At 56.6% G+C, this 25,227-nt stretch carries 29 protein-coding genes; all 29 read right to left on the bottom strand.

Annotated features, from left to right (window positions below):
• Positions 1-61: 61 nt before the first annotated feature.
• Positions 62-553 carry a cytochrome c maturation protein CcmE gene (ccmE, locus tag OKC42_RS00410; protein WP_005334685.1) on the bottom strand — a complete coding sequence of 164 codons (492 nt, stop codon included), beginning with the start codon at positions 551-553 and terminating at the stop codon, positions 62-64.
• Positions 550-756 (bottom strand): heme exporter protein CcmD, encoded by a 207-nt coding sequence (gene ccmD, locus OKC42_RS00405; protein ID WP_005353657.1) that lies wholly within the window; start codon positions 754-756, stop codon positions 550-552. Before ccmD ends, ccmE begins: the two co-directional genes overlap by 4 nt.
• Before the next feature lie 2 nt (positions 757-758).
• On the bottom strand, positions 759-1,499 hold the full coding sequence (locus tag OKC42_RS00400) for a heme ABC transporter permease (RefSeq protein ID WP_216975434.1): 741 nt from the start codon (positions 1,497-1,499) through the stop codon (positions 759-761).
• A gap of 170 nt (positions 1,500-1,669) precedes the next feature.
• Positions 1,670-2,338, bottom strand: coding sequence for a heme exporter protein CcmB (gene ccmB / locus OKC42_RS00395; RefSeq protein WP_005353658.1), 669 nt, complete (start codon positions 2,336-2,338; stop codon positions 1,670-1,672).
• A gap of 4 nt (positions 2,339-2,342) precedes the next feature.
• Entirely contained in the window at positions 2,343-2,987 is a 645-nt protein-coding gene (gene ccmA / locus OKC42_RS00390; protein WP_270818860.1) for a cytochrome c biogenesis heme-transporting ATPase CcmA, read from the bottom strand.
• A 198-nt stretch (positions 2,988-3,185) separates the two neighbouring features.
• On the bottom strand, positions 3,186-3,563 hold the full coding sequence (locus tag OKC42_RS00385; protein WP_005362036.1) for a DUF2802 domain-containing protein: 378 nt from the start codon (positions 3,561-3,563) through the stop codon (positions 3,186-3,188).
• A gap of 28 nt (positions 3,564-3,591) precedes the next feature.
• A complete protein-coding gene (locus OKC42_RS00380) occupies positions 3,592-4,080 on the bottom strand; it encodes a chemotaxis protein CheW (RefSeq protein ID WP_005298836.1) in 489 nt (162 codons plus the stop codon).
• Positions 4,081-4,149: 69 nt separating this feature from the next.
• A complete protein-coding gene (locus tag OKC42_RS00375; protein ID WP_042054452.1) occupies positions 4,150-5,022 on the bottom strand; it encodes a chemotaxis protein CheW in 873 nt (290 codons plus the stop codon).
• On the bottom strand, positions 5,019-5,813 hold the full coding sequence (locus tag OKC42_RS00370) for a ParA family protein (RefSeq protein ID WP_005334696.1): 795 nt from the start codon (positions 5,811-5,813) through the stop codon (positions 5,019-5,021). The genes OKC42_RS00375 and OKC42_RS00370 overlap by 4 nt, the downstream gene beginning before the upstream one ends.
• A gap of 4 nt (positions 5,814-5,817) precedes the next feature.
• The gene (locus OKC42_RS00365) at positions 5,818-6,738 is read right to left on the bottom strand and encodes a flagellar motor protein MotB (RefSeq protein ID WP_270818858.1); all 921 of its coding nucleotides are present in this window, start codon (positions 6,736-6,738) and stop codon (positions 5,818-5,820) included.
• 2 nt (positions 6,739-6,740) lie between these two features.
• Positions 6,741-7,478 carry a flagellar motor protein gene (locus tag OKC42_RS00360; RefSeq protein WP_005334700.1) on the bottom strand — a complete coding sequence of 246 codons (738 nt, stop codon included), beginning with the start codon at positions 7,476-7,478 and terminating at the stop codon, positions 6,741-6,743.
• Between the two features lie 2 nt (positions 7,479-7,480).
• Positions 7,481-8,596: a protein-glutamate methylesterase/protein-glutamine glutaminase gene (locus OKC42_RS00355; protein WP_064335787.1), complete on the bottom strand. Its 1,116-nt coding sequence runs from the start codon at positions 8,594-8,596 to the stop codon at positions 7,481-7,483.
• A gap of 32 nt (positions 8,597-8,628) precedes the next feature.
• Positions 8,629-10,812, bottom strand: a complete 2,184-nt coding sequence (locus OKC42_RS00350) for a chemotaxis protein CheA (RefSeq protein WP_270818856.1) — start codon at positions 10,810-10,812, stop codon at positions 8,629-8,631.
• A gap of 11 nt (positions 10,813-10,823) precedes the next feature.
• Entirely contained in the window at positions 10,824-11,564 is a 741-nt protein-coding gene (locus OKC42_RS00345; RefSeq protein WP_005353668.1) for a protein phosphatase CheZ, read from the bottom strand.
• A gap of 12 nt (positions 11,565-11,576) precedes the next feature.
• On the bottom strand, positions 11,577-11,948 hold the full coding sequence (gene cheY / locus OKC42_RS00340; RefSeq protein WP_005334709.1) for a chemotaxis response regulator CheY: 372 nt from the start codon (positions 11,946-11,948) through the stop codon (positions 11,577-11,579).
• 123 nt (positions 11,949-12,071) lie between these two features.
• The gene (locus tag OKC42_RS00335) at positions 12,072-12,791 is read right to left on the bottom strand and encodes an RNA polymerase sigma factor FliA (protein ID WP_019444723.1); all 720 of its coding nucleotides are present in this window, start codon (positions 12,789-12,791) and stop codon (positions 12,072-12,074) included.
• Positions 12,784-13,659 (bottom strand): MinD/ParA family protein, encoded by an 876-nt coding sequence (locus tag OKC42_RS00330; RefSeq protein WP_270819005.1) that lies wholly within the window; start codon positions 13,657-13,659, stop codon positions 12,784-12,786. Before OKC42_RS00330 ends, OKC42_RS00335 begins: the two co-directional genes overlap by 8 nt.
• Position 13,660: 1 nt before the next feature.
• Positions 13,661-15,085 (bottom strand): flagellar biosynthesis protein FlhF, encoded by a 1,425-nt coding sequence (flhF, locus tag OKC42_RS00325; protein WP_270818855.1) that lies wholly within the window; start codon positions 15,083-15,085, stop codon positions 13,661-13,663.
• A gap of 16 nt (positions 15,086-15,101) precedes the next feature.
• Entirely contained in the window at positions 15,102-17,204 is a 2,103-nt protein-coding gene (flhA, locus tag OKC42_RS00320; RefSeq protein WP_270818853.1) for a flagellar biosynthesis protein FlhA, read from the bottom strand.
• 107 nt (positions 17,205-17,311) lie between these two features.
• Positions 17,312-18,442: a flagellar biosynthesis protein FlhB gene (gene flhB / locus OKC42_RS00315; RefSeq protein ID WP_100653280.1), complete on the bottom strand. Its 1,131-nt coding sequence runs from the start codon at positions 18,440-18,442 to the stop codon at positions 17,312-17,314.
• Complete coding sequence (gene fliR / locus OKC42_RS00310; RefSeq protein ID WP_005353677.1) at positions 18,435-19,232, bottom strand: flagellar biosynthetic protein FliR; 798 nt, start codon at positions 19,230-19,232, stop codon at positions 18,435-18,437. Before fliR ends, flhB begins: the two co-directional genes overlap by 8 nt.
• Positions 19,229-19,498, bottom strand: coding sequence for a flagellar biosynthesis protein FliQ (gene fliQ, locus OKC42_RS00305; RefSeq protein ID WP_005334727.1), 270 nt, complete (start codon positions 19,496-19,498; stop codon positions 19,229-19,231). Before fliQ ends, fliR begins: the two co-directional genes overlap by 4 nt.
• A gap of 25 nt (positions 19,499-19,523) precedes the next feature.
• A complete protein-coding gene (gene fliP / locus OKC42_RS00300) occupies positions 19,524-20,297 on the bottom strand; it encodes a flagellar type III secretion system pore protein FliP (protein ID WP_058052840.1) in 774 nt (257 codons plus the stop codon).
• The gene (gene fliO / locus OKC42_RS00295) at positions 20,284-20,664 is read right to left on the bottom strand and encodes a flagellar biosynthetic protein FliO (RefSeq protein ID WP_201933195.1); all 381 of its coding nucleotides are present in this window, start codon (positions 20,662-20,664) and stop codon (positions 20,284-20,286) included. The genes fliP and fliO overlap by 14 nt, the downstream gene beginning before the upstream one ends.
• Positions 20,661-21,053: a flagellar motor switch protein FliN gene (fliN, locus tag OKC42_RS00290; RefSeq protein WP_005298791.1), complete on the bottom strand. Its 393-nt coding sequence runs from the start codon at positions 21,051-21,053 to the stop codon at positions 20,661-20,663. Before fliN ends, fliO begins: the two co-directional genes overlap by 4 nt.
• Positions 21,054-21,102: 49 nt before the next feature.
• A complete protein-coding gene (gene fliM, locus OKC42_RS00285; RefSeq protein WP_005334736.1) occupies positions 21,103-22,173 on the bottom strand; it encodes a flagellar motor switch protein FliM in 1,071 nt (356 codons plus the stop codon).
• Positions 22,174-22,180: 7 nt separating this feature from the next.
• Complete coding sequence (gene fliL, locus OKC42_RS00280; protein WP_040065335.1) at positions 22,181-22,696, bottom strand: flagellar basal body-associated protein FliL; 516 nt, start codon at positions 22,694-22,696, stop codon at positions 22,181-22,183.
• Positions 22,697-22,753: 57 nt separating this feature from the next.
• Positions 22,754-24,694, bottom strand: a complete 1,941-nt coding sequence (locus OKC42_RS00275) for a flagellar hook-length control protein FliK (protein ID WP_270818849.1) — start codon at positions 24,692-24,694, stop codon at positions 22,754-22,756.
• Between the two features lie 67 nt (positions 24,695-24,761).
• Positions 24,762-25,202 (bottom strand): flagellar export protein FliJ, encoded by a 441-nt coding sequence (fliJ, locus tag OKC42_RS00270; protein WP_005334746.1) that lies wholly within the window; start codon positions 25,200-25,202, stop codon positions 24,762-24,764.
• Positions 25,203-25,227: the final 25 nt, after the last annotated feature.

Here is a 25,227-nt window from a genome sequence, read left to right as displayed (position 1 = left end):
ACGGTGACAACAGCCGCACCACGCACGGCAGGCAAAGCGGAAAAGGCAAACACCACAGGGATCACTGCTTGGCTCCCTTCAACTGCGCCTCGGTATACTCCGGCTTGAAGTGCATGCCGTTGGTGGCATCGGCCACTTCCGGCGGCATGTAGTTCTCATCGTGCTTGGCCAACACCTCGAACGCCTCTACGGTCGTGGCATCCTTGAGGGTGCCCTGGGCAACAATCCCCTGCCCTTCACGAAACAGATCCGGCAGGATGCCGTCAAACTCGACCTTCACCAGATGACCGCCGTTATCCACCAGCTTGAAGGCAACCTTGAGGCTCTGGGGATCCCGCTGCACCGACCCCGGCACGACCAATCCACCGATGCGCAGGCGCTGCCCCTCTTCCGGCTTGATCTTGTCCGGCCCCTTCCCCTCCACCAGCTCGCTCGGGGTATAGAAGAGGTCGATATTCTGACTGAGGGCGTAAAGCACCAGGCCGCTCACGGTGGCGAGGCCCAGGGTGATGGCAAGAATGATGGTGAGGCGTTTTTTGCGTCTCGGGTTCATAGGGTGTTCTCCATCTGCTGGGCCGCCTTGCGACGGGCCTCACGCGCCTGTTTGCTGCGCAACTCGGCGAGCAGGCTGCGGGTTTTCATGCGGGTAGAAATGATGATGCCGACCAGACACACCAACGTCAGGCCAAAAGAGAGCCAGACATAGAAGGCGTAACCGCCCATCGCCATAAAATCACTGAAAGAGGCAAAGTGCATGCTTACTTCTCCTGCTCTGCAATCTCTTTGACCCAGGGGCGATGCCACTCCCGCATCAGGAGTTCATTGCGAAAACGCATCAGGGTCAGGGCCCCGAGAAATGCAGCAAATGCCAGGATCATGATCAGCAGCGGCCAAAGCATCTCGGGGGAAATGGAGGGTTTGTCAAATTTGGTGATGGTGGCCCCCTGATGCAGGGTATTCCACCACTCCACCGAGTAGTGAATGATGGGCAGGTTGATCACCCCGACCAGCGCCAGAATGCCGGCCGCACGGCCAGCGACCACCTTGTCGCTGAAGGCGTTGTAGAGAGCAATGACGCCGAGGTAGAGGAACAGCAAAATCAGCTCGGAGGTGAGACGGGCATCCCAGACCCACCAGGTTCCCCACATCGGTTTGCCCCAGGCGGCACCGGTAAAGAGGGCAATAAAGGTAAATACGGCGCCGACCGGCGCAATGGCTGCAACCGCCATGTCCGCCATCCGCAGCTGCCACACCAGGCCGATAAAGGCGGCCACCGCCATGGTGGAGTAGGCCCCCATGGAGAGAATGGCGGAAGGCACGTGGATATAGATGATCCGGAACGAATCTCCCTGCTGGTAATCCGCTGGCGCAAACGCGAGGCCCCAGACAGTACCGATCACAAACGAGAGCAGACTAATCACCGCAAACCAGGGCAACAGCGTGCCTGCCAGCTGATAGGCCCGCTCCGGTTTGGCATAAGGGTGCAACCATTTCCACATAGCTCACAAAACCTTTTTGTTATTAATCGTTTGGCGAGGCCTACCATACCGACCGCAGGGCAGCATCAAATACCCCGAAAGCAATAAGCGGCACTCTCCTTGATCCATCGCAACATTATTTTTTGCAAAAAGACTCCGTTCGGAGCCAAATCCGGTTCAGCTCACGGCCATCAGTTGAGGCTGACCCGCAACGCCGCCGACACAGCCAGCGGCGTCAGTGTCAAAGCCCCCACCAGCATGGCGGCCAGAATGGCAAGCTGCCCGCCATAGGGCAAGCTCATCCCCGCGGCATCGATGGCTGAGGTGGCAAAAATCAGTACCGGAATATAGAGCGGCAGGATCAGCAGACTAAGCAGCACCCCGCCTTTGCGCAGTCCCACCGTCAACGCGACTCCGACCGCGCCGAGCAGACTCAATACTGGAGTGCCCAGTGCCAGCGTCGCGACGACAGCCAGATAGGTGTTCATATCCAGCGACAGCAAAATCGCCAGCAAGGGAGAGATCAGCAGCAGCGGCAAGCCGGTCAGCAGCCAGTGAGCGACCACTTTCGCCAGCGCCAGCAAGCCCAGCGGGTGCGGCATCAGCATCATCTGCTCCAGCGCGCCATCGGCAAAGTCATCGCGAAACAGCCGCTCCAGCGACAACATGGCCGCCAATAGCGCCGCCACCCAGATAATCCCCGGGGCAATACGGGCCAGCAGTTTGGGCTCCGGGCCAATGCCTAACGGAAACAGGGTGATGACGATGAGGAAAAACCAGAGCGGATTGAGAATATCGGAACGCTGGCGCAGGGCCATCAGCAGTTCACGGTGAATAAGGTGCATAACAGCGCGCAACATGGCGTTACTCCTGCAATGTCGAGGCGAAGGGGGCCAACGAGATAGTCTTCAGCCGTCCCTGCATCAGGGTCAGATCCTGATGGGTGGTGAGGATCACCATGCCGCCCCGCTCGGCGTGGGCCAAAAAGAGCTGCTCGAGCACCTTGACCCCCTGCTTGTCGATGGCGGTAAAGGGCTCATCGAGGATCCAGAGTACCGGTTTCTGTGACAGCCAGAGTCTGGCCAGCGCCACCCGGCGTTGCTGACCGGCAGAGAGTTGCCCGGTCGGGTTCTCTTCAAACCCGGCAAGCCCTACCCGGGCCAATATCTGCCACAAGTCAGTCTCTGTTTGCTGCGGGTGATGTAACTGCTGGTAGAACTTCAGGTTTTCAAAAGGGGTCAGCGCCGCTTTGACACCGGGCTGATGGCCGAGATAGAGCAGATTGGCATGATACTCATCACGACAGTGACGAATATTCTCCCCATTCCAGCACACCTCACCGGCAAACGGCTGCGACAGCCCGGTCAACAACCGCAACAGGCTGGTCTTGCCGACCCCGTTGGGCCCTTCAATTTGCACCAGATCGCCGGGCGCAACAGAGAAAGAGAGGTGTTCAAACAGAGTGCGATCTTCGCGCACGCAGCTCAGATTGTTAACTTGAAGCAGCATGGGGATTTTTTCAGAGAAAATGAAGCGGTCTGCATCTTAACACAGTATTGGAATACGTCTTTTCAAAGATGCAACAATTGAACTGACTGGCGACCGGGATCACAAAGAAAATGCGGTAGAAACCATCCGCTCAACGCAGACGGGGGACAAGCGGCTGCACGCCATAAAATTCAGGAAGGCAATTGCCTTCCTGAATCATCAAGAGCGACCTTTTCGCAACGATATCAAGAGCTCAGCCTCTGCCTTTGGCAACTCGCACTCACTCATGACTTCATCAAGATCGGCGCCCAGTTCGACCATCTTTGCCGCTCGGCTGTAGAGCCTGCGTTCGGGATCCTGCATGGTCAGCTCTTGCTGGCGCTCATTGACCTGCTGCATAGCCCCTTCCACCGACTGCAGACGCTGCCCCATGCCAATGGCACCGGTATGGAGTTCCATCATCTGCTTGCGCAAGCTTTCCAACTGACCTTGCAGGGTTGCCACACTGGCCTCGGACTCCTGCTTGCTGCGCTTGCTCTTGAACCAGATATAAGAGGCAAACACCAAGGCAATCAGGGACATCCCCAAGGCAACCATCTCGATTATCAAAACATCACCTTACTTATCAGAGGGAACCGATATCTTCCCACTCTTCATCGGAGAGCAGCTTGTTCAAGTCAACCAGGATCAGCAGTTGCCCATCGCGGTTACTCACCCCCTGAATAAACTTGGCGCTCTCTTCAGTACCGACCGCAGGTGCCGCATCGATCTCGGAAGAGCGCAGATAAACCACTTCCGCCACACTGTCGACCATGATGCCGATCACCTGCTTCTCGGCCTCAATGATCACAATCCGGGAGTTTTCACTCACATCACCGGAAGGCAGACCGAAGCGGGAACGGGTATCGATGACAGTCACCACATTGCCACGCAGGTTGATGATCCCCAGTACGTACTCAGGCGCACCCGGCACCGGTGCAATTTCGGTGTAGCGCAACACCTCCTGAACCTGCATCACATTGATGCCGTAGGTTTCGTTTTCCAGTTGGAAGGTTACCCATTGCAGCACTTCATCTTCGGCCAGATTCTGTGCAATATTGCGCTTTTCTGTCATGTTTTTATTCCTTTTATGAAAACGTCTACTGCTAAAACTAGCAATAAAACAGCTCGATTGCAGAAGTTATCAGCGACCTTCTATGTTAACCCCACGCTCCAGCAACAGGAGCAGTTCGCGAACATGTAACAGGGCACACATTTTTTCTTTGACCATGCCAGCCAACCAGGGGCGCTTGCCCTCCTGATGGCGCCATTTAACCTGGTCACGGTGTAACAATTCAGTCCCTTTGAGATGGTGGCAGGCTAATCCCCACGGCGATTCACCAAGCATAATCAAATACTTGTAATCATCCATCTCGAGATGCTGACCCGGCATGACCCACTGGGCAGTATCGACCACATTCATCTTCTGCTCGCGGGAGGTCATGATCCCCTTGTACCAGCCAGGCTGGCCAAACAGGGAGGTGATCTCGCCCAGCTGATGAATACCACCCAGCTCGGTCAACGGCACCGCAAACGTCACGCCCGCGACTTCAAAGAAAAGGGCCTGAAACTCTTTACCGGTATCGATATTTTCCCAGGCGACCGGTTCACTGGCCTCTACCGGAGCAACCTCCAGCGCCGTCTCGGTCAGGATAGTAGTATGGGGCTCTGCAACCTCGGGGAGTAGCACTTCCGCAGGCCATTCAGGCTCCACCGGCAACAGTGACTCCTCCGCCACAATCTCCAGCGGTGCGGTGAGTGTTATCTCCTGGGTGAAGGCATCATTTTCGAACTGGACTTGTCCCACCTGAGCCAATAGCTCACCGAGCTGGGCAAGCCGTGGATCGCTTTCGAGGTAAGGTGCGGCGACTACCTCGGGGACGCTTTGGGGCTGACGTTGCAACTGTAAAACAGGGGCAGATTGAACCTCTTCCACCTCATCCAGCACCAGTGGCTCATCGAGCAGCAGGGAGTGGAAATAGTCATCCATCGCCCGAACTTGAATGGTATCTCTCATGCCGTCACCTCATGAACCCGTTGCCGCTCAAGGGCATCAAGATGGTTGAGCAGCGTTTCGTATGCATAGGTTCCACGACTCCCGGGAGAATAGATAGACGGGGGGATATGCAGCAAGCTGGCATCCCGAAACTTGGTATCAATAGGGATCACCGCATTCCACACTGAATCTCCATACTGATCCTTGATCGACTTCAAGGTCATCAGAGAGGCACGGGTGCGCTTGTCGAACATGGTCGGGATCACGGTATAACGGAACTTGTCACGCTTGGAACGCTGCATGATCTCGAATGTTTTCATCATCCGCTCCAACCCCTTAAGGGCCAGAAATTCGGTCTGGACAGGCACCAGAATGCGATCGCAGGCAGCCAGCGCGTTGACCATCATCACTCCCAGCACTGGCGGGCAATCGATCAGCACGTAATCATATTGATCCTGAATGCGCAGCAGTGCCCGTTTCAGTACCAGTCCCATCCCCTCACGATTGCCCATCACCCGATCAAGAGTTGCCAAGGTAATAGATGCTGGCAGCAAGTTGATATTTTCGAACTTGGTCTTGAGCGTCAGTTTATTGACAAGCTCGGCTGTCGGTTTGACAGCTTGAAACAACTCATAGAGGGTTCCATCCAGGCGATCTGAATCAAAATCAAGATATGCAGTCAGCGAAGCATGGGGGTCGGTATCAATCAACAGCACCCGCTGGCCACGCTGGGCCAGGATCCCCGCAAGCGAGACCACTGTGGTGGTTTTACCCACACCACCTTTCTGGTTGGCAACCGTCCAAACAATCACTGTATCAATCCTGCCTTGTTGTTATGCGTATGCCACCACCGGGCAAGGTGATCACCTTTATCTCCCCCGCATCCACCGCCTGTTGTACAGTAGGAACCGGTTCAGCAACTACCGTAGGCGTTGCAACCACAGGTGCTGGCGGCACCCAGGCAAATTTGGAGATAGCGACCACAACCTTGCGATTCTGCAGTCTGCCCTGCTCGCTGCCGTTGTCAGCAAAGGGGGAAAACTCGCCATATGCCTCGAACGCCAGACGCTGGGGGGCGATCCCATCTGCAATCAAACCATTGAGTACCGCTTCTGCCCGAGCAGCAGAAAGCGCCCAGTTAGAACGATAAATTTCATTATTTATCTGTTGGTTATCGGTATAACCCCGAACCCTTACATAGTTATCGACCGGTTTGAGAATACTTGAAAGAGTATTAATGACCGGTGCAGCGTTTGGTCCCAAAAAGGCACTGCCGCTGCCAAACAACAAGCCGGAACTGAGTTCAACCGTCAGCCAGTTCTCATCCTGCGTCAGTTTGACGATACCGGCATCCACCAGCGAGCCCATGCTCTGTTGCAACTGCATATCGAGTTCTGCAAGTGTCGCGCCATCTTGCAGCACTGGCACACCAGAAATGGGAGCAAGTGAAGGAGAGGGGGATGCTGGACTTTCCAGCAACGATGGAGAGGCAGATACTGGGTTATCCAGCAGGGAATTACCCTGCCCTTCAAGCAAGCCATTGCCGCCAGACTGCATGACACTGAACGCCTGGCTCATACCATCAATCACCGCGCGATACTTGTCCTTGTTCACCAGCGCAACAGAGTAGAGCACCACGAACAATGCAAAGATCAGCGTCATATAATCGGCATAGGAGACCAGCCAGCGGTCAAGATGCTCGCGACCCTGCAAGTGCAACCGATAGCGCTTGCGCATGGCTACTCTCCTTTCAAATAGGCCCTGAGCCGGCGTTCAACCTGCAAGCCGTTTTCACCATGGGCGATAGCCAGCAGCCCTTCCAAGGTCATCTCCTGAAAGAGTGCGTAGTGATAGTGAAATGCACGTAGCCGGTTGGCGATAGGCAGGTAGATGAGGTTGGCAAACCCCACTCCATAGATGGTTGCCACAAATGCCACTGCGATCCCCGCCCCCAGTGCTGACGGGTCTTCGAGATGAAACATGGCCTGGATCAGGCCCAGCACGGCACCGATGATCCCGATGGTCGGACTGTACCCCCCCATGGCTTCAAATACCCTGGCGGCATGTTCATTGCGCTCCTGCTCGATATCGATGTCCGCTTCCAGCAGCATACGGATATCCTCTGTGGAGACCCCATCGACAATCATGCCGAGCCCTTGACGGGTAAAGTTGTCTTCCTCCTGCTCGGCCTGATTTTCAAGGGCAAGCAGCCCTTGCTGGCGCGCAAAGACGGCCCATGACTGCAATCGTTCGGCCTGCGTCGCAAGATCTTGGTGGGGAGGGGTAAAAATCCATAACAGCTGGCGCAACGCCAGCAGGATGTACTTGGCTGGAGTCTGCAAGGTAACTGCACCAACGGTACCACCCAGCACGATCAAAAAAGCGGGGCCGTCTACCAGCGTCAACAGGGAGCCGCCATGCCACAGTTGGGCAATGGCAATAGCCCCCAATGCCAGGAGCAGACCTAGCAAGCCCATGATTAGCGCCCCAACTCAACCAGAATACGCTGGGCCACCTTGTCCAGAGGGAGTGATTCGCTGGCAATCCCCGCTTTGGCTACTGCTTGGGGCATACCATATACCACGCAGGAAGCCTCATCCTGAGCCCAGATGGTTGATCCCTGCTCTTTCAGCAGTCTGGCACCATCACGGCCATCAGCCCCCATACCGGTCAGCACAATCGCCAATACCTTGTCGGCATAGGTTTTGGCCGCAGAGGCAAAGGTGATGTCCACACAAGGCTTGTAATTTACCTTGTCGTTGCCATCGACGATGCGAATGCGGGCCCCTGCACCACGACCTTCCAACAGCATCTGCTTACCACCGGGAGCAAGGTAGGCATGCCCAGGTTTAAGCACATCGCCATCTTCCGCTTCCTTGACGCCAATCTGACATAACCCGTTGAGACGGGCAGCAAACGCGGCGGTAAAAGTGGCTGGCATATGCTGGATAAGCAGGATGGGATGGGGAAAATCCCCCGGCAACTTGGTCAGCACATTTTGCAAAGCAACAGGTCCACCGGTAGAAGTACCGATCGCCACCAACTGATAACTCTTGCCACTGCGCTTGAATGAGGCACTTGGCACAGTGCGTTGCAGGTCAGGCTGACGATCTGAAGATCTGGGCGCTGTGCTGCCCAGAGGAACACGAGCAACCGGTTCAGGTGCTTTGGGACGAGCAGCGGATGTCATCAGGAAGCGCTTGCGGGAGATCTCCTTCACCCGCTGTTGCAACAGTCTGACCGCTTCATCTTTGTCTCTGGCAATGTCCTCAAACTTCTTGGGCAAGAAGTCCAGGGCACCGGCGTCCAGCGCATCCAGCGTAGCCTTGGCCCCTTCATGGGTCAGGGAGGAGAACATCAGAATGGGGGTTGGGCACTTGGCCATGATCTCCCGCACCGCACTTATGCCATCCATCACGGGCATTTCGATGTCCATGGTGATCACATCAGGGCGCAGCGACATCGCCTTGTCCACCGCTTCACGTCCATTCTGGGCCGTATCAATCACCGTCAGCATGGGATCCTGATTGATGATCTCGCTCACCCGACGGCGAAAGAAGCTCGAATCGTCGACAACTAATACCTTGACTGCCATTGTTGTTTTTCTAACTCCTTGGGCCTGAGCTATTAATGTCTACGCGCATATGCTTTGAGCAGACTCGGCACATCCAAAATAAGAGCAATTCCACCATCACTGGTAATGGTCGCCCCGGCCATGCCAGGGGTGCCTTGCAGCAGGTTATCGAGTGGCTTGATCACTACCTCTTCCTGACCAATCAGGCTGTCTACCACAAACCCGATTTGCTGAGTGCCAATCTGCACGATCACCACATGTCCGGTATCCTGACGTGAACGTTTGTTGGCGCCACGAATCAACCATTTATGCAGATAGAAAAGCGGTATCGCCTTCTCGCGTACAATGATGGTGAGCTGGCCATCAACCATGTTGGCCTTTTTGAGATCCAGATGGAAAATCTCGTTCACACAACCAAGGGGAAGTGCGAAGGTTTGCTCACCCACTTCAACCATCAGCGTCGGCAGAATGGCTAGCGTCAACGGAACCTTGATTTCGAGACGGGTACCTTTCCCCCAAGTGGAATCTATGTGCACTGACCCATTGAGGCTGACAATGCTGGTTTTAACCACGTCCATTCCGACACCACGGCCAGATATATCGGAGATCTCGGCCTTGGTTGAAAAACCCGGGGCAAAGATCAGGTTATAGGCATCGTTGTCGCTCATGCGAGCGGCAGTATCTGCATCCAGAACACCGCGACTGATTGCGATGGACTTGAGTTTCTCCGGATCCATCCCTGCCCCATCATCCTCGATGCAAAGCAGAATATGGTCACCTTGCTGGGAGGCGCTAAGGGTAATTGTCCCTTGCCGCGGCTTGCCCGCTTTCTCCCGCACATCCGGCATTTCGACCCCGTGATCGCAGGAGTTGCGAACGAGGTGAACCAGAGGATCGGCGAGCGCCTCTACCAGGTTTTTATCAAGATCGGTCTCTTCCCCCACCATCACCAACTCAATCTCTTTCTTGAGGGTTCTGGCCAGATCACGCACCACGCGCGGGAAACGACCAAATACCTTCTTGATTGGCTGCATGCGGGTTTTCATCACCGCCCCTTGCAGGTCAGCCGTTACCACATCCAGATTGGCAACCGCCTTTGACATCTCTTCATCATTACTGGCAATACCCAAGCTCACCAGCCGGTTACGGACCAGTACCAACTCACCTACCATGTTCATGATGACATCGAGAGTCTTGGTATCCACCCGCACCGTCGTATCGCTTTGCACGGCACTGTTTTCTACTGGCGCAGGAGCCGCCTTGGCGGCAGGCGCTGGTGCTTTGGCTGCTTCGGCAGGTTTTCCGGTGGCCGCCGGTGCTGGTTTGGCTACAGGAGTGGCCGGTTTGGGCGGAGTCACCGCAGCAGGTGCGGCAGGTGCGGCAGGTGCGGCAGGTGCCAGAGTACTCTGAGGCCCTTGGCCACGACCATGCAATTCATCAAGCAGACGCTCAAACTCATCATCATCGATAAGCTCGTCCACCTCTTTTTGCACCGACTTCAGAGGATTCACCTCTGGTGCCCCCATGTGCTGTCCCTGGCCATGGAGCTGGTCCAGCAAGGCCTCAAACTCATCATCGGTGATATCGCCAGAGCCACCGGCTATCGGGGCTGCTGCAGCCGTCTTGGTCGGAGCCCCACCCACGCCGTGGAGCTCGTCCAGCAGACGCTCGAATTCGTCTGCAGAAATTTCATCGATCGAGCCGCCGCCATTGACAGGAGCAGGCTCGCTGCTGATGGCTGCAGGTTCAACAACTTCTGGAGCAACTTCTTCAACAACTACCGGTGCTGCAGGTTCAGATTCTACAGCCGCAGCCACACTCGTAGCAGTGCGCAGTTGCTCTTCCCCTTCTGGCTTGCACAATTCATGGAGGTCATGAAGCAAATCATCTGACGCAGGGCTGGGTGCTTCGCGATTTTGAACCTGGGCGAACATGACATTGATGGCATCCAGCGCTTGCAGGATCACATCCATCAGCTCCGCAGTAACGGTTCGCTTGCCATTACGCAAGATATCGAACACGTTTTCCGCACCGTGGCATACATCAACCAGTTCACCGAGCGACAGAAAACCTGCTCCCCCTTTCACGGTATGGAAACCGCGAAAGATAGCATTCAACAGGTTCTTGTCATCGGGCCGCTTTTCCAAGTCGACCAGTTGTTCAGACAACTGTTCCAATATTTCGGATGCTTCGACCAGAAAGTCTTGCAGTATGTCTTCATCAACTTCGAAGGCCATGCGTCACTCCATTAGAATCCCAAGCTAGACAGCAGATCGTCCACATCATCCTGACCATTGACCACATCGGCACGAGCCTCGGGGTTCATGATAGGACCCTCTGCTTCAATCCCGTTGACAGGAATACTACGAGTTGAATGCTCAGCAGAAGCCTCACCAAACATGGTCAGCATTTCTATTAATTTTGTTTCAACTTCCTGAACAAGCTTGATGACCTTGCGGATCATCTGACCTGTCAAATCCTGAAAATCTTGTGCCATCAGGATTTCTGTCAGCAGTTGCCGTAATTTATCGGCATCAGACTCTGAAGCCTTAATAAAATCATCAAGTTGGTGACATAAGGATTTGAACTGCCCCACGCTCATGTCACGAGACATCAGGGCATTCCAGTTCGGCATCACCAGCTGGATATTGTCATTCAGGCGATCCGCTATCGGCAAACTGGCTTCCACCGCATCCATTGTGCGATTGGCCGCTTTGTCGGTCATATCGATAACGTAGCTCAAACGCTCCCGAGCATCGGGAATGTCATGGGTAGCCAAATCGGGAATACGGGGGTCGAGGCGAAACTCTTGAAGTGAATCATGCAGTTGTCGGGTCAGCTGACCTACTTTTTCAAACAGATCGGCTGCGTTGGGGGCACATACTTCGGCAAGCAGTTCATCGGCCAGCTCAAATTCGCCTTGCTCCAGATGAGCAACAAGCATCCTTGCCTGGTCGAGCGAAATCATTGCTCTCGTTTTGGCCATCATCCCTGCAGCTCCTTAGCCAATTCGTTCGAAAATTTTGTCGAGTTTTTCTTTGAGCGTTGCTGCGGTGAAGGGCTTGACGATGTAACCGTTGACGCCAGCTTGGGCGGCTTCAATGATCTGCTCACGTTTGGCTTCAGCAGTTACCATCAGTACCGGCAGATGCTTGAGCTTCTCATCGACACGGATGGCTTTAAGCAGGTCAATACCTTGCATGCCAGGCATGTTCCAGTCGGTAACTACAAACTGAAAATCACCATTTTTCAGCATCGGCAGCGCTGTATTGCCGTCATCCGCCTCATGGGTATTGTTGAATCCCAAGTCGCGCAGCAAGTTCTTGATAATCCGGCGCATCGTTGAAAAATCGTCAACAATGAGGATTTTCATGTTCTTGTCCAAAATTCCCTCCTAAATAGCCACCAGAGTGGCTCACTTACATGATGCTAAAAACGGGTTGTGTCGTGCGGATTATGCCTTAGAGTTTCATCTCAGTGTAGCCAGTACAAACACTTATAGATGCCAATCTCTCAAACGAGCACGCAATCTGTGCATTGCCTGACTGTGGATCTGGCTCACACGCGACTCGCTGACATTCAAAACCTCGCCAATTTCACGCAAATTCAGCTCTTCATCGTAGTAAAGAGAGAGAACCAAAGCTTCTCTCTCTGGTAGACGACCAATTTGCTCGGATAATTGAATCTGAAATCGCTCGGCAGCCAATTCATCGAATCCCGAGCCTGAAGGAGCATCATCGGGGTTACCGATCACATCCTCGCTGACCCCCAGATCTTCGATGCCGATAATTTTCCCGCAAGAGACGTCTTGCAGCATCGCATGGTAATCAGCGATGGAGACCCCCATCTCGGCAGCAACCTCGGTATCTCGCGCGTCACGACCGTGCGTCTGCTCGACATTCTCGATCGCTTCTGCAATAGCCCGACTGTTGCGATGCACAGAGCGGGGTACCCAGTCACCACGCCGGATCTCATCCAGCATGGCGCCTCGGATGCGGATCCCGGCATACGTCTCGAAGCTGGCCCCCTTGCTACCGTCAAAATTGCGGGAGGCTTCAAGCAGCCCAATCATACCTGCCTGGATCAGGTCATCCAGCAAGACACTGCTGGGCAGGCGAGCCAACAAATGCTGGGCAATTCGCTTGACCAGGGGAGCATGACGCTCCACCAGCACATAGGAATCCTGATGACGCAAGTACGCTTGGGCTTTATTCACGGGAACCTTCCTGTGTTGTGGCCGGTTTCTGCAACAAATTTTCCAGGAAAAACTCCAGATGGCCGCCCGGCTGGTTGGGAACCGGCCAGCTCGCCGCCTTGTTGGCAAGGGCCCGGAACGCCAGTGCGGCCGGCGACTTGGGAAACGCCTCGACAATCAGCTTCTGCTTGCGCACGGCGGCACGCAGATTGGTGTCATAGGGTACACAGGCGACCAGCTCCAGCGAGGTGTCGAGGAAACGATCCGTGACCCGGGTCAGTTTGGCAAAGAGCTCCTGCCCTTCGCGCAGACTGCGCACCATATTGGCCACCACCTTGAAACGAAACACACCGTGATCTTTTGAGAGGATCTTGATGAGGGCGTAGGCATCGGTGATGGAGGTCGGCTCATCGCAGACCACCACCATGATGTCCTGAGCGGCACGGGTGAAGCTCAGCACCATGTCGGAGATCCCCGCAGCCGTATCCACCAACAGGATGTCGACCTGGGTCTTCATCTCGCTGAAGGCACGGATAAGCTCGGCATGCTGCACCGGAGAAAGCTCGACCATGGACTGGGTGCCCGAGGTCGCAGGCACGATCATCATACCGTAGGGGCCATCGACGATGATATCGTCGATGGTGCATTCACCCGCCAGCACGTGGGAGAGGTTGCGATGAACCCGCAGCCCCAGCATGACGTCGACGTTGGCCAGACCCAGGTCGGCATCCAGCACCATCACCCGCTTGCCTTGGGCGGCCATGGCTCCGGCCACGTTCAGGGTCACGTTGGTCTTGCCCACGCCACCTTTACCACCGGAAACGGCGATTACTTTTACTCGATTGTTTTGACGCATTTTGCGCAGACCACTCGCCTGATCCATATACATGTTACTCATAAAACTCCGAATCTTCGGCCTCGCCAAAGCCTGCGCCCCAGAAATAGGGCTCCTCTGTTTCTCGCTCCAGCGAGCCCATGGCAGCCCCGACGAGCTGCGCCGCATTGGCAACCTGAATATCTTCCGGAACCCTTTGTCCGTCAGTGATATAGCTGATGGGCAATGAATTCTGGATACACACGTTAATCACTTCGCCAAGATTCAGACTTTCATCCAATTTGGTAAGTATGCAGCCGCTTAATGGAATACGCCGGAAATGGTCCACCGCCTCCTGCATCACCCGACGCTGGGAGGTTGCCGACATCACCAGATAACTGCGGATCCGTACCTTGGCATTCTTGACCAAGGTATCGAGCTGCTCGGTCAACCGGATATCCCGCTGACCCACCCCGGCCGTATCGATAAGTACCAGCCGACGATGGCGGAACTGATAAAGGGCATTGGCCAGCTCTTCGGCATCACGCACCTGACGTACCGGGCAACCCATGATGCGACCATAGGTCTGCAGCTGTTCATGGGCTCCGATCCGGTAGTTGTCGGTGGTGATCAGCGCCACCTGCTCGGCGCCATACTTCATGGCGAAACGGGCCGCCAGCTTGGCGATGGTAGTGGTTTTGCCCACCCCGGTCGGACCAAGCAGCGCCACCGCGCCCCCCTGACGCATGATCTCGTCCTCACTGATCTTGAGCTGGACCGTCAGCACCTCGGCCAACTGGGCCATCGCCTGATGGATGGACATATCTTCGGGGATCAGTCCCGCCAGTTGATCGGCAAACGCATCATCAAAGCCCAGTTTCTTGAGCTCCTTGATCAGCAGGGCCCGCATCGGTTCGCGGCGCTCCACCTCTTGCCACATCAGCCCGGAGATCTGGTGCTCCAGCAATTTGCGGATGCTGGCCATCTCCTTGCGCATCCCCTCCATCTCCTGATCCCGCTGGGCAGGTTGAGGGGGGCGCTGGCCGGACGCAACCCGGGCTTTGGGCTTGGCAGGTTCCGGGGCTGCGCCCCACTGCCCCTGCTCCGCCAATGTTCTGGGCGCTGCATTGGCAGCGGCCAGCCCGGCCGATTGGGTATTGCCCATTGGCGCCCCATTGCCCGGCTTGAGCTTCTGCTGGCGCGCCAGCAAGGCGGCCAGGGTATCGGCATAATGTTCGTTCTGCTCCTTCGCCGGCGACGGCTCGGGGCGGATCATCTGCCGTGCAGCAGACGAAATATTGACGCTCTCATCGTTCAGCTGACGGCGAACCGGCGCATCTTTGGGCCCCGGGACCTGGGATTGATAATCGACTGCGGCGACTATCTCTACCCCTCCGGTGACCTTCTTGTTGGACATGATGACGGCATCCGGCCCGAGAGTCTCCTTGACCTCGGCCAGAGCCGTTCGCATATCCTTGGCAAAAAACCGCTTAATCTTCACCCGTCGTCTCCGCTAACTAGTTCTGCCCTACCGCACTGACGATGCGGATCTGCTTGTCGTCGGGCACTTCCTGATAAGACAGAACGCGCAATCCAGGAATGGCATTCTTGACAAATTTCGCCAGGGTATTGCGCAAGATCCCCGATGTCAGAAGCACGGCCGGTTGGCCTTCCAATTCTTGTCGTTGAGTGGCTTCCACCAGCGAGCGCTGCATCCGCTCAGCCAGACCCGGTTCAATACCGGCACCATCACCGCCACCAGCCTGCAGGGATTGATGCAATATACGTTCCAATTCCGGCGCCAAGGTAATCACCGGCAGCTCGGGATCGGGGCCTGCAATCTCTTGCACAATCAGGCGACGCAGGGCAATCCGGCAAGCGGCCGTGAGCACTTCCGGATCCGGACTGCGCGGCGCGTATTCAACCAGGGTCTGCAGGATAGTGCGCATATCGCGGATTGGCACGCCTTCATTGAGCAAATTCTGCAATACCTTCACAAGGTTACCCATGCTGATCACTTCCGGCACCAACCCTTCGACCAGCTTGCTCTGATGTTTGCCAATCATGTCGAGCAGTTGTTGTACCTCGTCATGACCCAGCAGCAGAGCCGCATGGTTGGTCAGGATCTGGCTCAGATGGGTAGCCACCACGGTCGCGGTATCCACCACCGTATACCCCAGCGTCTGCGCCTGAGAGACCATCTCCTTGGCAACCCAGACCGCTTCCAGCCCGAAGGCGGGATCCCGGGTCGCTATCCCCTGGATCTGGCCGAACACCTGCCCCGGATTGATGGCCATCTCCTTATCATGGTAGACATTGGCCTCGCCGGTACTGACCCCCATCAAGGTGATGCGGTATTGGTTTGGCGCCAGATCCAGGTTGTCGCGAATGTGGACGGCAGGGACCAGAAAGCCCAGCTCTTGCGAGAGTTTCTTGCGCACCCCTTTGATCCGGTTGAGCAGTTCGCCACCCTGATTGCGATCCACCAGCGGGATCAGCTGATAACCCACTTCCAGCCCGATGATGTCCACCGGCATCACATCGTCCCAGCTCAGCTCTTTCTGCTCATGGGGTTGTTCGGCAGTGGCAGGCAGCAGCTCACCCTTGGCCGCTTTGGCGGCAGCCAGTTTCTCTCGGCGCAGCAACCACCAGGCGCCAGCGGCGGCAAGAGCCCCCAGACTCAGGAAGGCGAAATGCGGCATCCCCGGCACCAGTCCCATCATCAGCAGAATACCGGCGGAGATGATCAGGGCTTTGGGATTGTCAAACAGCTGACCCAGCACCGCAGTTCCCATGTCCTGCTCGGTATTCTGACGGGTCACTATGATGGCGGCTGCAATTGAGAGCAGCAGGGAGGGGATCTGCGCCACCAGACCGTCACCGATGGCCAACAGGGTATAGATCTCGGCCGATTCGCTGAAGGTCAGCTGGTGCTGCATCATCCCGATGATGAAGCCGCCGATGATGTTGATAAAGAGGATCATGATGCCCGCAATGGCATCCCCTTTGACAAACTTGGAGGCACCATCCATGGAGCCGTAGAAGTCAGCTTCCTGGGTCACATCCTGACGACGCTTCTTCGCCTCTTCCTGATTGATGAGACCGGCGTTCAAATCGGCATCTATGGCCATCTGTTTGCCCGGCATCGCATCAAGGGTAAAACGGGCACTCACTTCCGCGATCCGCCCGGCACCCTTGGTGATCACCACAAAGTTGATGATCATCAGGATGGTAAAAACGATGATGCCGACCGCATAGTTGCCGCCGATCACCACGTTACCGAACGCCTCGATCACATGGCCGGCCGCCGCACTGCCATTATGACCTTCCAGTAACACCACCCGGGTCGAGGCAACGTTCAACGCCAACCGTAGCAAGGTAGCGAGCAGCAGTACGGTCGGGAAGGCAGCAAATTCGAGGGGGCGGCGGGTATAGACGGATACCAGCAGCACCACGATGGAGAGGGCAATGTTGAAGGAGAAGAGCACGTCCAGCATCAGCGGCGGGATGGGTAACACCACCATACCGAGCGCGGCTAATACCAGCAGAGGGGTACCAAGGCCTTTGCCCAATACTCCCCGGTACTCTTTGAACTGGCCCAATACTGCCTTGAATTCCATCGCGCTTCTCAATTTCAACCTGCTGGTGCCAGATTAAAGCAAACATCAAGCCAACAATACAAGACATTGAAATGAAATGGATTTATTTTGACTACGTCAGAACTTTGTCATTTTCGATATTCGGTCGGAATGGGCAGATCTTTAGCCAGCGGCTGGGGACGGCGCCCCTGACCACGACGGAATTTCTTGAGCTGGAAGACATAGGCGAGCACCTGGGCAACCGCCGCAAACAGCCCTTCCGGGATCTCGTGGCCCAGCTCGGTTGAGTGGTAAATAGCCCGGGTCAAAGCCGGTGACGGCATGATGGGGATCTCGTACTCTCTGGCGATCTCCCTGATCTTCATTGCAATTTCATCGGTGCCCTTGGCTACGACCTTGGGCGCGGCACCGGGTTTGCCCGCATCATACTTGAGCGCTACCGAGTAGTGGGTCGGGTTGGTGATCACCACATCGGCCTTGGGCACATCCCCCATCATCCGGCGCATCGCCATCTGCATCTGCAACTGACGGATCTTGCCTTTTACCTCGGGCTTGCCTTCGCTGTCCTTGAACTCGTCCTTCACCTCCTGCTTGGTCATCTTGAGCTGACGCATGTGGTTCCACTGCTGGAACGGCACATCGATGGCCACGATGGGGAGCAGGGCACAGCAGAGGATGATCAACATCCAGAGAAACAGCTCCAGCGCATCGATAATGCCGCCGGGAAATCCCTCCATGGAGAGGTTTAGCAGGTGATTGAACTGGCTGGATAACATCCACCAGGCAAACAGGGTGATGAACACCACCTTGGCGATAGATTTGACCAGCTCGATCAGCGACTGCACCCCGAACATCCGCTTGATGCCGCTGAGTGGACTCAGCTTGCTCATCTTGGGCATCATGGCTTCGGTGGAGAAGTTCATCCCACCCATCAGGGTGTTGCCAATAAAAGCGGCAATCGCCACCAGCGCAAACAAGAGTCCCAGCGGAAGCACCAGTTCCCCCAGCAGCGCCGGCACCATGGCGATCATGGCATTGGGATCGAAAGCCTGCTCCCGATCCAGAGTAAAGCCCATGGTGACGACCTTGATCATGGCAGTCGCCAGCGAGCCCTTGAGCATCAGCAGGCCAAATACCGCCGAGAGCAGAACGCTGGCGGTCCCCAACTCTTTTGAACGTGCAATCTGCCCTTTTTCACGGGCCTGTTGCAGTCGTTTGCCCGTGGGTTGTTCGGTACGTTCCTGGTCGGTATCAGCCATGAGCGCCTCCGAAGCACTGGGTGTTGATCAGCTCGCAGCTGACCTCCTGCACCCGCTCCCACATGATGTCGAAGTGACCGAGGAACCCGCCGATAGTGAGCCAGAGGATCAGCAGACCCGACATCATGCTGACCGCAAAACCGATACTGAAAATGTTGAGTTGCGGCGCCGCCCGGGTCATGACACCAAAGGCGAAGTTGATCAAGAGCAAGGCGACGATGGCTGAGAGCGACATCACCAAAGCAGCCTGATACATCACCCCCAGAAACGCACTCAGGGTTTTCATGGACGAAACTGAAAGGCCGTGCTCGGAGACAGGCAGTGTCTCGAAACTAAGAATGACCAGCCGCAGCATCACCAGATGACCATCCAGCGCCAGAAACACCAGGGTCGCCAGCATCAGATAAAACTGACCCACTACGGGGGCCGACTGGCCATTCATCGGGTCCACCAGGGTGGCAAAACCCAGACTGGTCTGCATGGCGATGACCTGACCGGCCATCACGAAGCTCTCCATCAGAAACTGGGTCATCAGGCCGAGGGCAATTCCGATCAGCAATTGCTGGCCCAATACCAGAAAGCTGCCGGCAGAGAAGAGTTCAATGGGGGGCATTTTCGGGAGCAGCGGGGCAATCAGAAAGGTGATAGCAAGCGCCAGCCCCATCCTTACCCGCGCAGGAGCGAGGCGGCTACCGAACACCGCCATCACCATCAGCAGACTGCTCACCCGCGCCAGCGGCCAGAGGATGGAAGACAACCACTCCATGATCAGAGCGGTTGTATAGGTCATCCCACCACCTCGGGGATTTGATTGACCATCAGTATGAAGAAGTCCATCAGACTCTGCATTCCCCAGTGAGCACCAATTCCCAGGGCTAGCAGGGTCACGATAAGACGGGGCAGAAAGCTCAGGGTCTGTTCGTTGATGGAGGTGGCCGCCTGAAAAATGGCTACCACCAGCCCGATAGCGAGGCTGGGCAGGATCACGGCGCTGACCATGATATTGACCAGCCAGAGCGCCTCGCGAAAGACGTCGACAAAGGTTTCAGGGCTCATGTTCGGGCTCCTTGCGCTCGACCGGCTAACCGGCACCCAGTCCGAAACTGTTGGCCAATGACCCCAGAATGAGATTCCAGCCATCCACCATCACGAACAGCATCAACTTGAAAGGCAGCGAGACAATCATCGGCGAGAGCATCATCATCCCCATCGCCATCAGGATACTGGCGACCACCAGATCGATGACCAGGAACGGCAGGAACAGCATAAAACCAATCTGGAATGCGGTTTTCAGCTCGCTGGTGACAAACGCCGGGATCAACACTCGTAGCGGCACATCGGCAGGTTTCTCCACCTGCACGTTGGCGATCTCCATAAAGGTGTTGAGATCCTTGATCCGGGTCTGGGCCAGCATGAACTGATGGATGGGCAACTCGGCCCGCTCCAGCGCCTCCTTTGCCTGAATGGTCTCGGCCAGATAGGGCTGCAACGCCTCATCATTGATGCGATCCAGCACCGGCGACATGATGAAGAACGACATAAACAGGGCGATGCCGATCAACACTTGGTTGGAGGGACTCTGTTGCAGACCGATCGCCTGGCGCAAGATACCCAACACCACAATGATGCGGGTAAACGAGGTCATCATGATCACCATGGCCGGCAAGAAGGAGAGCGCGGTCATCAGCGCCAATACTTGCAGGGTCAGGCTGTACTCCTGAGAGCCATCCCCCATGGTCTTGACGGTCACCGCCGACATGGCGTCCTGTGCCAGGGCGGGCCAAGAGCAGAACAGGGGGATCAGCAGGCCGACCAGCAGCCCTGTTTTCAGCCATAAGCCGTTAGCTTTTTTCATGCTTGCCCATCAATTTGCCAAGCTGCTGGGAAAACGCCTGCGGCTGATTTTCATCCAGCGGCTGTTCCAGCCGGTAGAGGAAGTTGACCTGCTGCGGCGTTACGCCGACCAGCAACTGCTGTTCGCCCACCTTGACCACCAGCAGCTTCTCTTTGTAACCCACCGGCAACGAGGCGATGACCCGCATCTGGCCGCCACCCATGGCGGTCGCCAGCTTGCTCTTCTTGAGCAGAAAGCCCAGCACCAGAATGAGACCGATCACCATCAGACTAGAGAGCAACCAGGAGCTCAGACTAGGCACGTTGGCAGATGCCGCTGTCTCGGCAAAGGCCGGAACAGGCAGCAATAACAACAGGAGGCGCATCATTTGAGCTTCTTGATCCGTTCAATCTGGCTGATGACGTCAGTCAGGCGGATACCGAACTTGTCGTTCACCACCACCACCTCGCCGTGAGCGATCAGGGTACCGTTGACCAATACATCCAGCGGCTCGCCTGCAACACGATCCAGCTCCACCACCGAGCCCTGGTTCAGCTGCAACAGGTTGCGGATGCTGATCTGGCTACGGCCCACCTCCATGGCGATAGTGACCGGAATATCGAGAATAGTGTCGAGCTTGCGACGCTCCTCGGCACTGATGGGGGCATCATCTTTCAACTCTTCCAGCGGGGCTGGCTTGGCTTCCGCCGTCACCTGCTCCTCCAGAGCCGCAGCCCAGGCATCAGCCATCAGATCCTCTTCCTCAGTTCCGCTCATCTTTTTTCCTTATGCTACTTCGTGACCGTTTACCGTAATAAACCGTCAATTATCGCTGTTGATCTTCGATACTGCGCTCGAGCTCTTCCAGCTCGGCCTCGCCATCAATTCGTACCCCGCCCCGGGTCACCAGATGCATCTCCGTCTTGACCCCTTCCGGACGTTTGAGCTTGTCGGTGATCTTGAGCGCCACATTATCCTTGGTGCGGCCCATCTTGGCGTGGAAAGTGGGCAAGTCCTCGACAAAAACCAGCAGATTTTCCGGCATATCGACCGGAATGATATCGCCGGGTCGCAGCTCCATCAGCTCACGCAGGGTGAGTTCGGTCTCCAGCAGCTTGGCACGCAGCTCCACCTTGACGTCCATGATCTCGTCACGCAGCGCCTTGCTCCAGCGTACGTCGGTATCCCCCTTGTCACTCTGCACACCGGCATCCAGCAGCTCGCGGATCGGTTCCAGCATGGAATAAGGCATCGCCACGTGGAAGTCGCCGCCGCCACCATCGAGCTCGATGTGGAACGAGCTGACCACGATCACCTCGGTCGGGCTGACGATGTTGGCCATCGCCGGGTTCACTTCGGAGTCGAGATACTCGAACCCTACGTCCATCACCGGTGCCCAGGCATCCTTGTAATCCTCAAACACCAGTTTGAGCAGCATCTGGATAATGCGCCGTTCGGTCGGGGTGAACTCGCGCCCCTCAATCTTGGCGTGATAACGGCCATCGCCACCGAAGAAGTTCTCCACCAGAATGAAGACCAGTCGGGCCTCCATGGTGATGAGCGCCGTCCCCTTGAGCGGGCGGAAGCGCACCATGTTGAGACTGGTCGGCACAAACAGGGTATGAACATACTCGCCAAACTTGAGCATCTGCACGCCGTTGATCGAGACCTCGGCGGTACGACGCATCATGTTGAACAGACTGATCCGCATATGGCGGGCGAAACGCTCATTCACCAGCTCCAGCGTCGGCATGCGACCACGGACGATGCGGTCTTGGGAGGAGAAGTCAAACTGGGCTACGCCGGGGTCTCCAGCGCCGCCTATCTCTTCCTCTTCGACATCATCGACACCGTGCAAGAGGGCATCAATTTCGTCCTGACTTAACAGATCGCTCACGCTTCACCTACTGCATTACAAAGCCGGTAAACAGCACTTGTTCGATAACGGGGGAAGAGACCAGGTCCTTGAGCACCCGACGGCACTCTTCCAGTGAATCCTTGCGCAGCTTCTCCTTGCCTTCAAAGGTCATCAGCTGTTCGGCACTGGCTGCGCTGAATACCCGTAGCAAGGTGCCTTCAATCAGGGGGATATTCTGTTTGGCCAGCGTCTCGTCGGCGGTACCGCGCACCATCAGCTGGATCTTGATCTGCACCAGTCGATCTCGCTGGGCACCTGCAACGTTGAAGACAAAGGGGCGCGGCATACCAACATAGAGGGAAGGTTTAGGCGCTTCCTCCTTGGGTGTGGCCTCGGCACCTTCCGCCGCTTCAGCAGGCGGTTTATCGGAGCCGGAGAGCATCAGGAAGGCGCCAACACCACCTCCGCCCAGCAAAATAACCGCCAGGGCAATGATAATGATCAGCTTCTTTTTCTTGCCCGCAGCCGGGTCTTTTAGCGTCAACTCGTTATCGTCAGCCATCCCTTGTCCACCCTAGTCTCAAACTTGTTCGATATCATAAACTTACTCGGGATTGCATCAAGCATAGAAATCAATTCCGGAACCGTTTGTCGATTCCACCAGCAAACTGGGGTTGGAAGTGGTGAGTTCCCCTTCAACCAGCCCGTTACCGGACCGCGGCTGACCACTACTCTGACCCTGCTGACCCTGCCCATTAAAGGTGGGCTGGCCCTGTTGCTGCTGTTGTTGCGACTGCTGCTGCACCTGCGTCTGACCAAGCTGGATCCCCTGCCCTGCCAGCATGTCACGCAGCCGGGGCATCGCCTGCTCCAGCATCTCGCGGGTCTGGCCATGTTGTACCACAAAATGGACGTTGGCCTGGCTGTCGGCCCCCATCTGGATCTGGATCTTCATCTTGCCAAGGCCGAGGGGGTCGAGCTGAATTTCCGCCTGTTGCAGTTTTTCGGCCAGCATCACATTGACCTTCTGGTGCAATTCGGCAGGCGCTTCCTGACTGGCCAGTTTCAAATGGGGTAAATTCTGCGGCTCACGGCGCAGCGTAGTCTCAGCGGCAGGCGCCCGGCTATCGGCTACCTGTGGCTGAGTCTGGCTGTTCTGGCCATGCTGAACGGTCTGGCTCGGGCTGCTCTCACTGCTAGATGTCGTCGCAACCAGGCTCTTCTCCGCCTCACCGGCCTTCGGTTTTACCTCAAGCGACACCGCTTTGCGCACCTCGTCGGTGCCGGTCACTTCCATCTGCTTGATGCCGGCTGAAATAGTCGACAGCGATGCTTGCAGCCCCTGAGATTCGACCTGTGCCAACACCTGCTGCGGCGCCACCATCACGGGGGCGGCAGCGCTATCGCTCTGAGTCGTCACATTTGCCGTCACTCTGCTCTGGGCTGCGGCACTTTCTGCGGCACTTTCTGCGGCACTTTGCGCCGTCGTCACGGGCGCCGAACCTTGATTGGCGGCGGTGGCTGGCTGCTGGCTACCCTCGGCGGCACCCTTTTCTGCCCCCTTGCCAGCTACCCCACTTCCATCCGCAGTTGCTGAAGAGTTAGCAGCGCCAGCCTCAGGCTGCTTGAGCCCCTCGCTGAAGGCCTTGAGCGCAGCCCCCTGAGTTGTGGCTTGCGTCGCCGGCCCCTTGTTAGTCAAAGCATTGCTGGCGGCGAGATCGGATTTGCTGTCGCCAGCCTCTTTTGCAGCGAGTGACTCAGCGGATTTGGCGGTGCTTGCCGACTCATCGACCGGCAGCACCTTGGCCAGCTGGGCCATTCGCTCAGCCCCCGTGAGGGGCTTGGTGTGCTTGCCATCTGCTCCGAGGGTTTCTCCCTTGGCAGAGGCTTTCTCCCCGGACAGCCCATCAGCAGTAGTGGCGGCATCTTCACCTTCAGAGGAGAGAACGGCAGCAGAGGCATCGCCCTGCGCCACCACTCGCGCCGCTGAGGACGATACGGTGGTATCAAGAGTCGAGTTGGCTGTCGTCGCCAGCGGCGACTGCGCCCCGGTCTGACCAGCAAGCTGTTGGGCAATCCTGGCTGCGGCTGGGGTCTGCTCGCTTTCATCAAGCGTAATCCCCTCCAGCTCACCCTCTTGCGGCAACGGATTGCCGTCTACCGCAGTGGCGTTCTGTTGGGCCGCCACCGCCAGCTGGGGAGTCACTAGCGAGGTATCGAGCTTGAGGGAGTCTTGCAGGCGCAGCAGAAAGTCGGTGGCAGGGACCTCCTCCACCTTGTTGTCGGCGTCAGGATCCTCCTCCTTGCCGATCTCCTCTTTGGGAGAGGCGCTTTCGGTCGCCAAAGATTTGGCTGATCGGACATGGTTACCGCCCTGAGTGGCTTCGGCGGCGCCCTGTTCGCTGTTCCGGGCCTTGGCAATCAGGGTGGCGAAATCCCCCTTGCTGTCGCTGCCGGTTCCCCCATCGATACTTTTGCTCTCGACGGAACCGCTCAGAGGCGCTTTGTCCAACCCGTTGGCCGGAGCCGAAGGCGTTTGTGTCAACAGTGTCTGCATCATGATGGGATCCCTGAATTCTGGTGGCCCCCAAAGAGATGGCCGCCGACAATGTCCATATCAAAGCAAGTTACAGGCCAGATTGATGAAAACGTCGCAACATGGCGTACTCATCCAGCATCTTCTGCTCCTGACGCTGGGCTTTCTGCTGCTCGCGGCTCGCCTGCTTCTCCAGCAACAGCTCCACCGCCTTGCGCCGCTGCTGGGCCGCCAGCCACTCTTCACGGCGCTGTTCCAGCGCCTGACGCACCTGCAACACCCCTTCGTACTGCTGGGTCGCTGCCTGTTCGAGCTTGTTGATAAAGGCGTGATACTGGGTATTTTGCTGGGGCGAAATCCCCTGCAGGCCGCGATCGGTCCACTGCTGGTGATAGATCTGGCGGTACTGGTTGAGGGCATTTTGCTGATCCATGAACAGCTTGAGATCCTGCTGCGCCTTCACTAGTGCCAGCGCACACTGCTGCTCCGCTTCCACCAGCCGATCGGCCAACAATACCAACCCTTTACTCATCGTCGACCTCTCTGTTACCGACCAT

Source organism: Aeromonas sp. Y311-2, assembly GCF_027706025.1.
Classification (GTDB): domain Bacteria; phylum Pseudomonadota; class Gammaproteobacteria; order Enterobacterales; family Aeromonadaceae; genus Aeromonas; species Aeromonas veronii.
The sequence above is the reverse complement of the archived record's forward strand: the minus strand, read 5'-3'. Positions and strand labels throughout refer to the sequence as shown.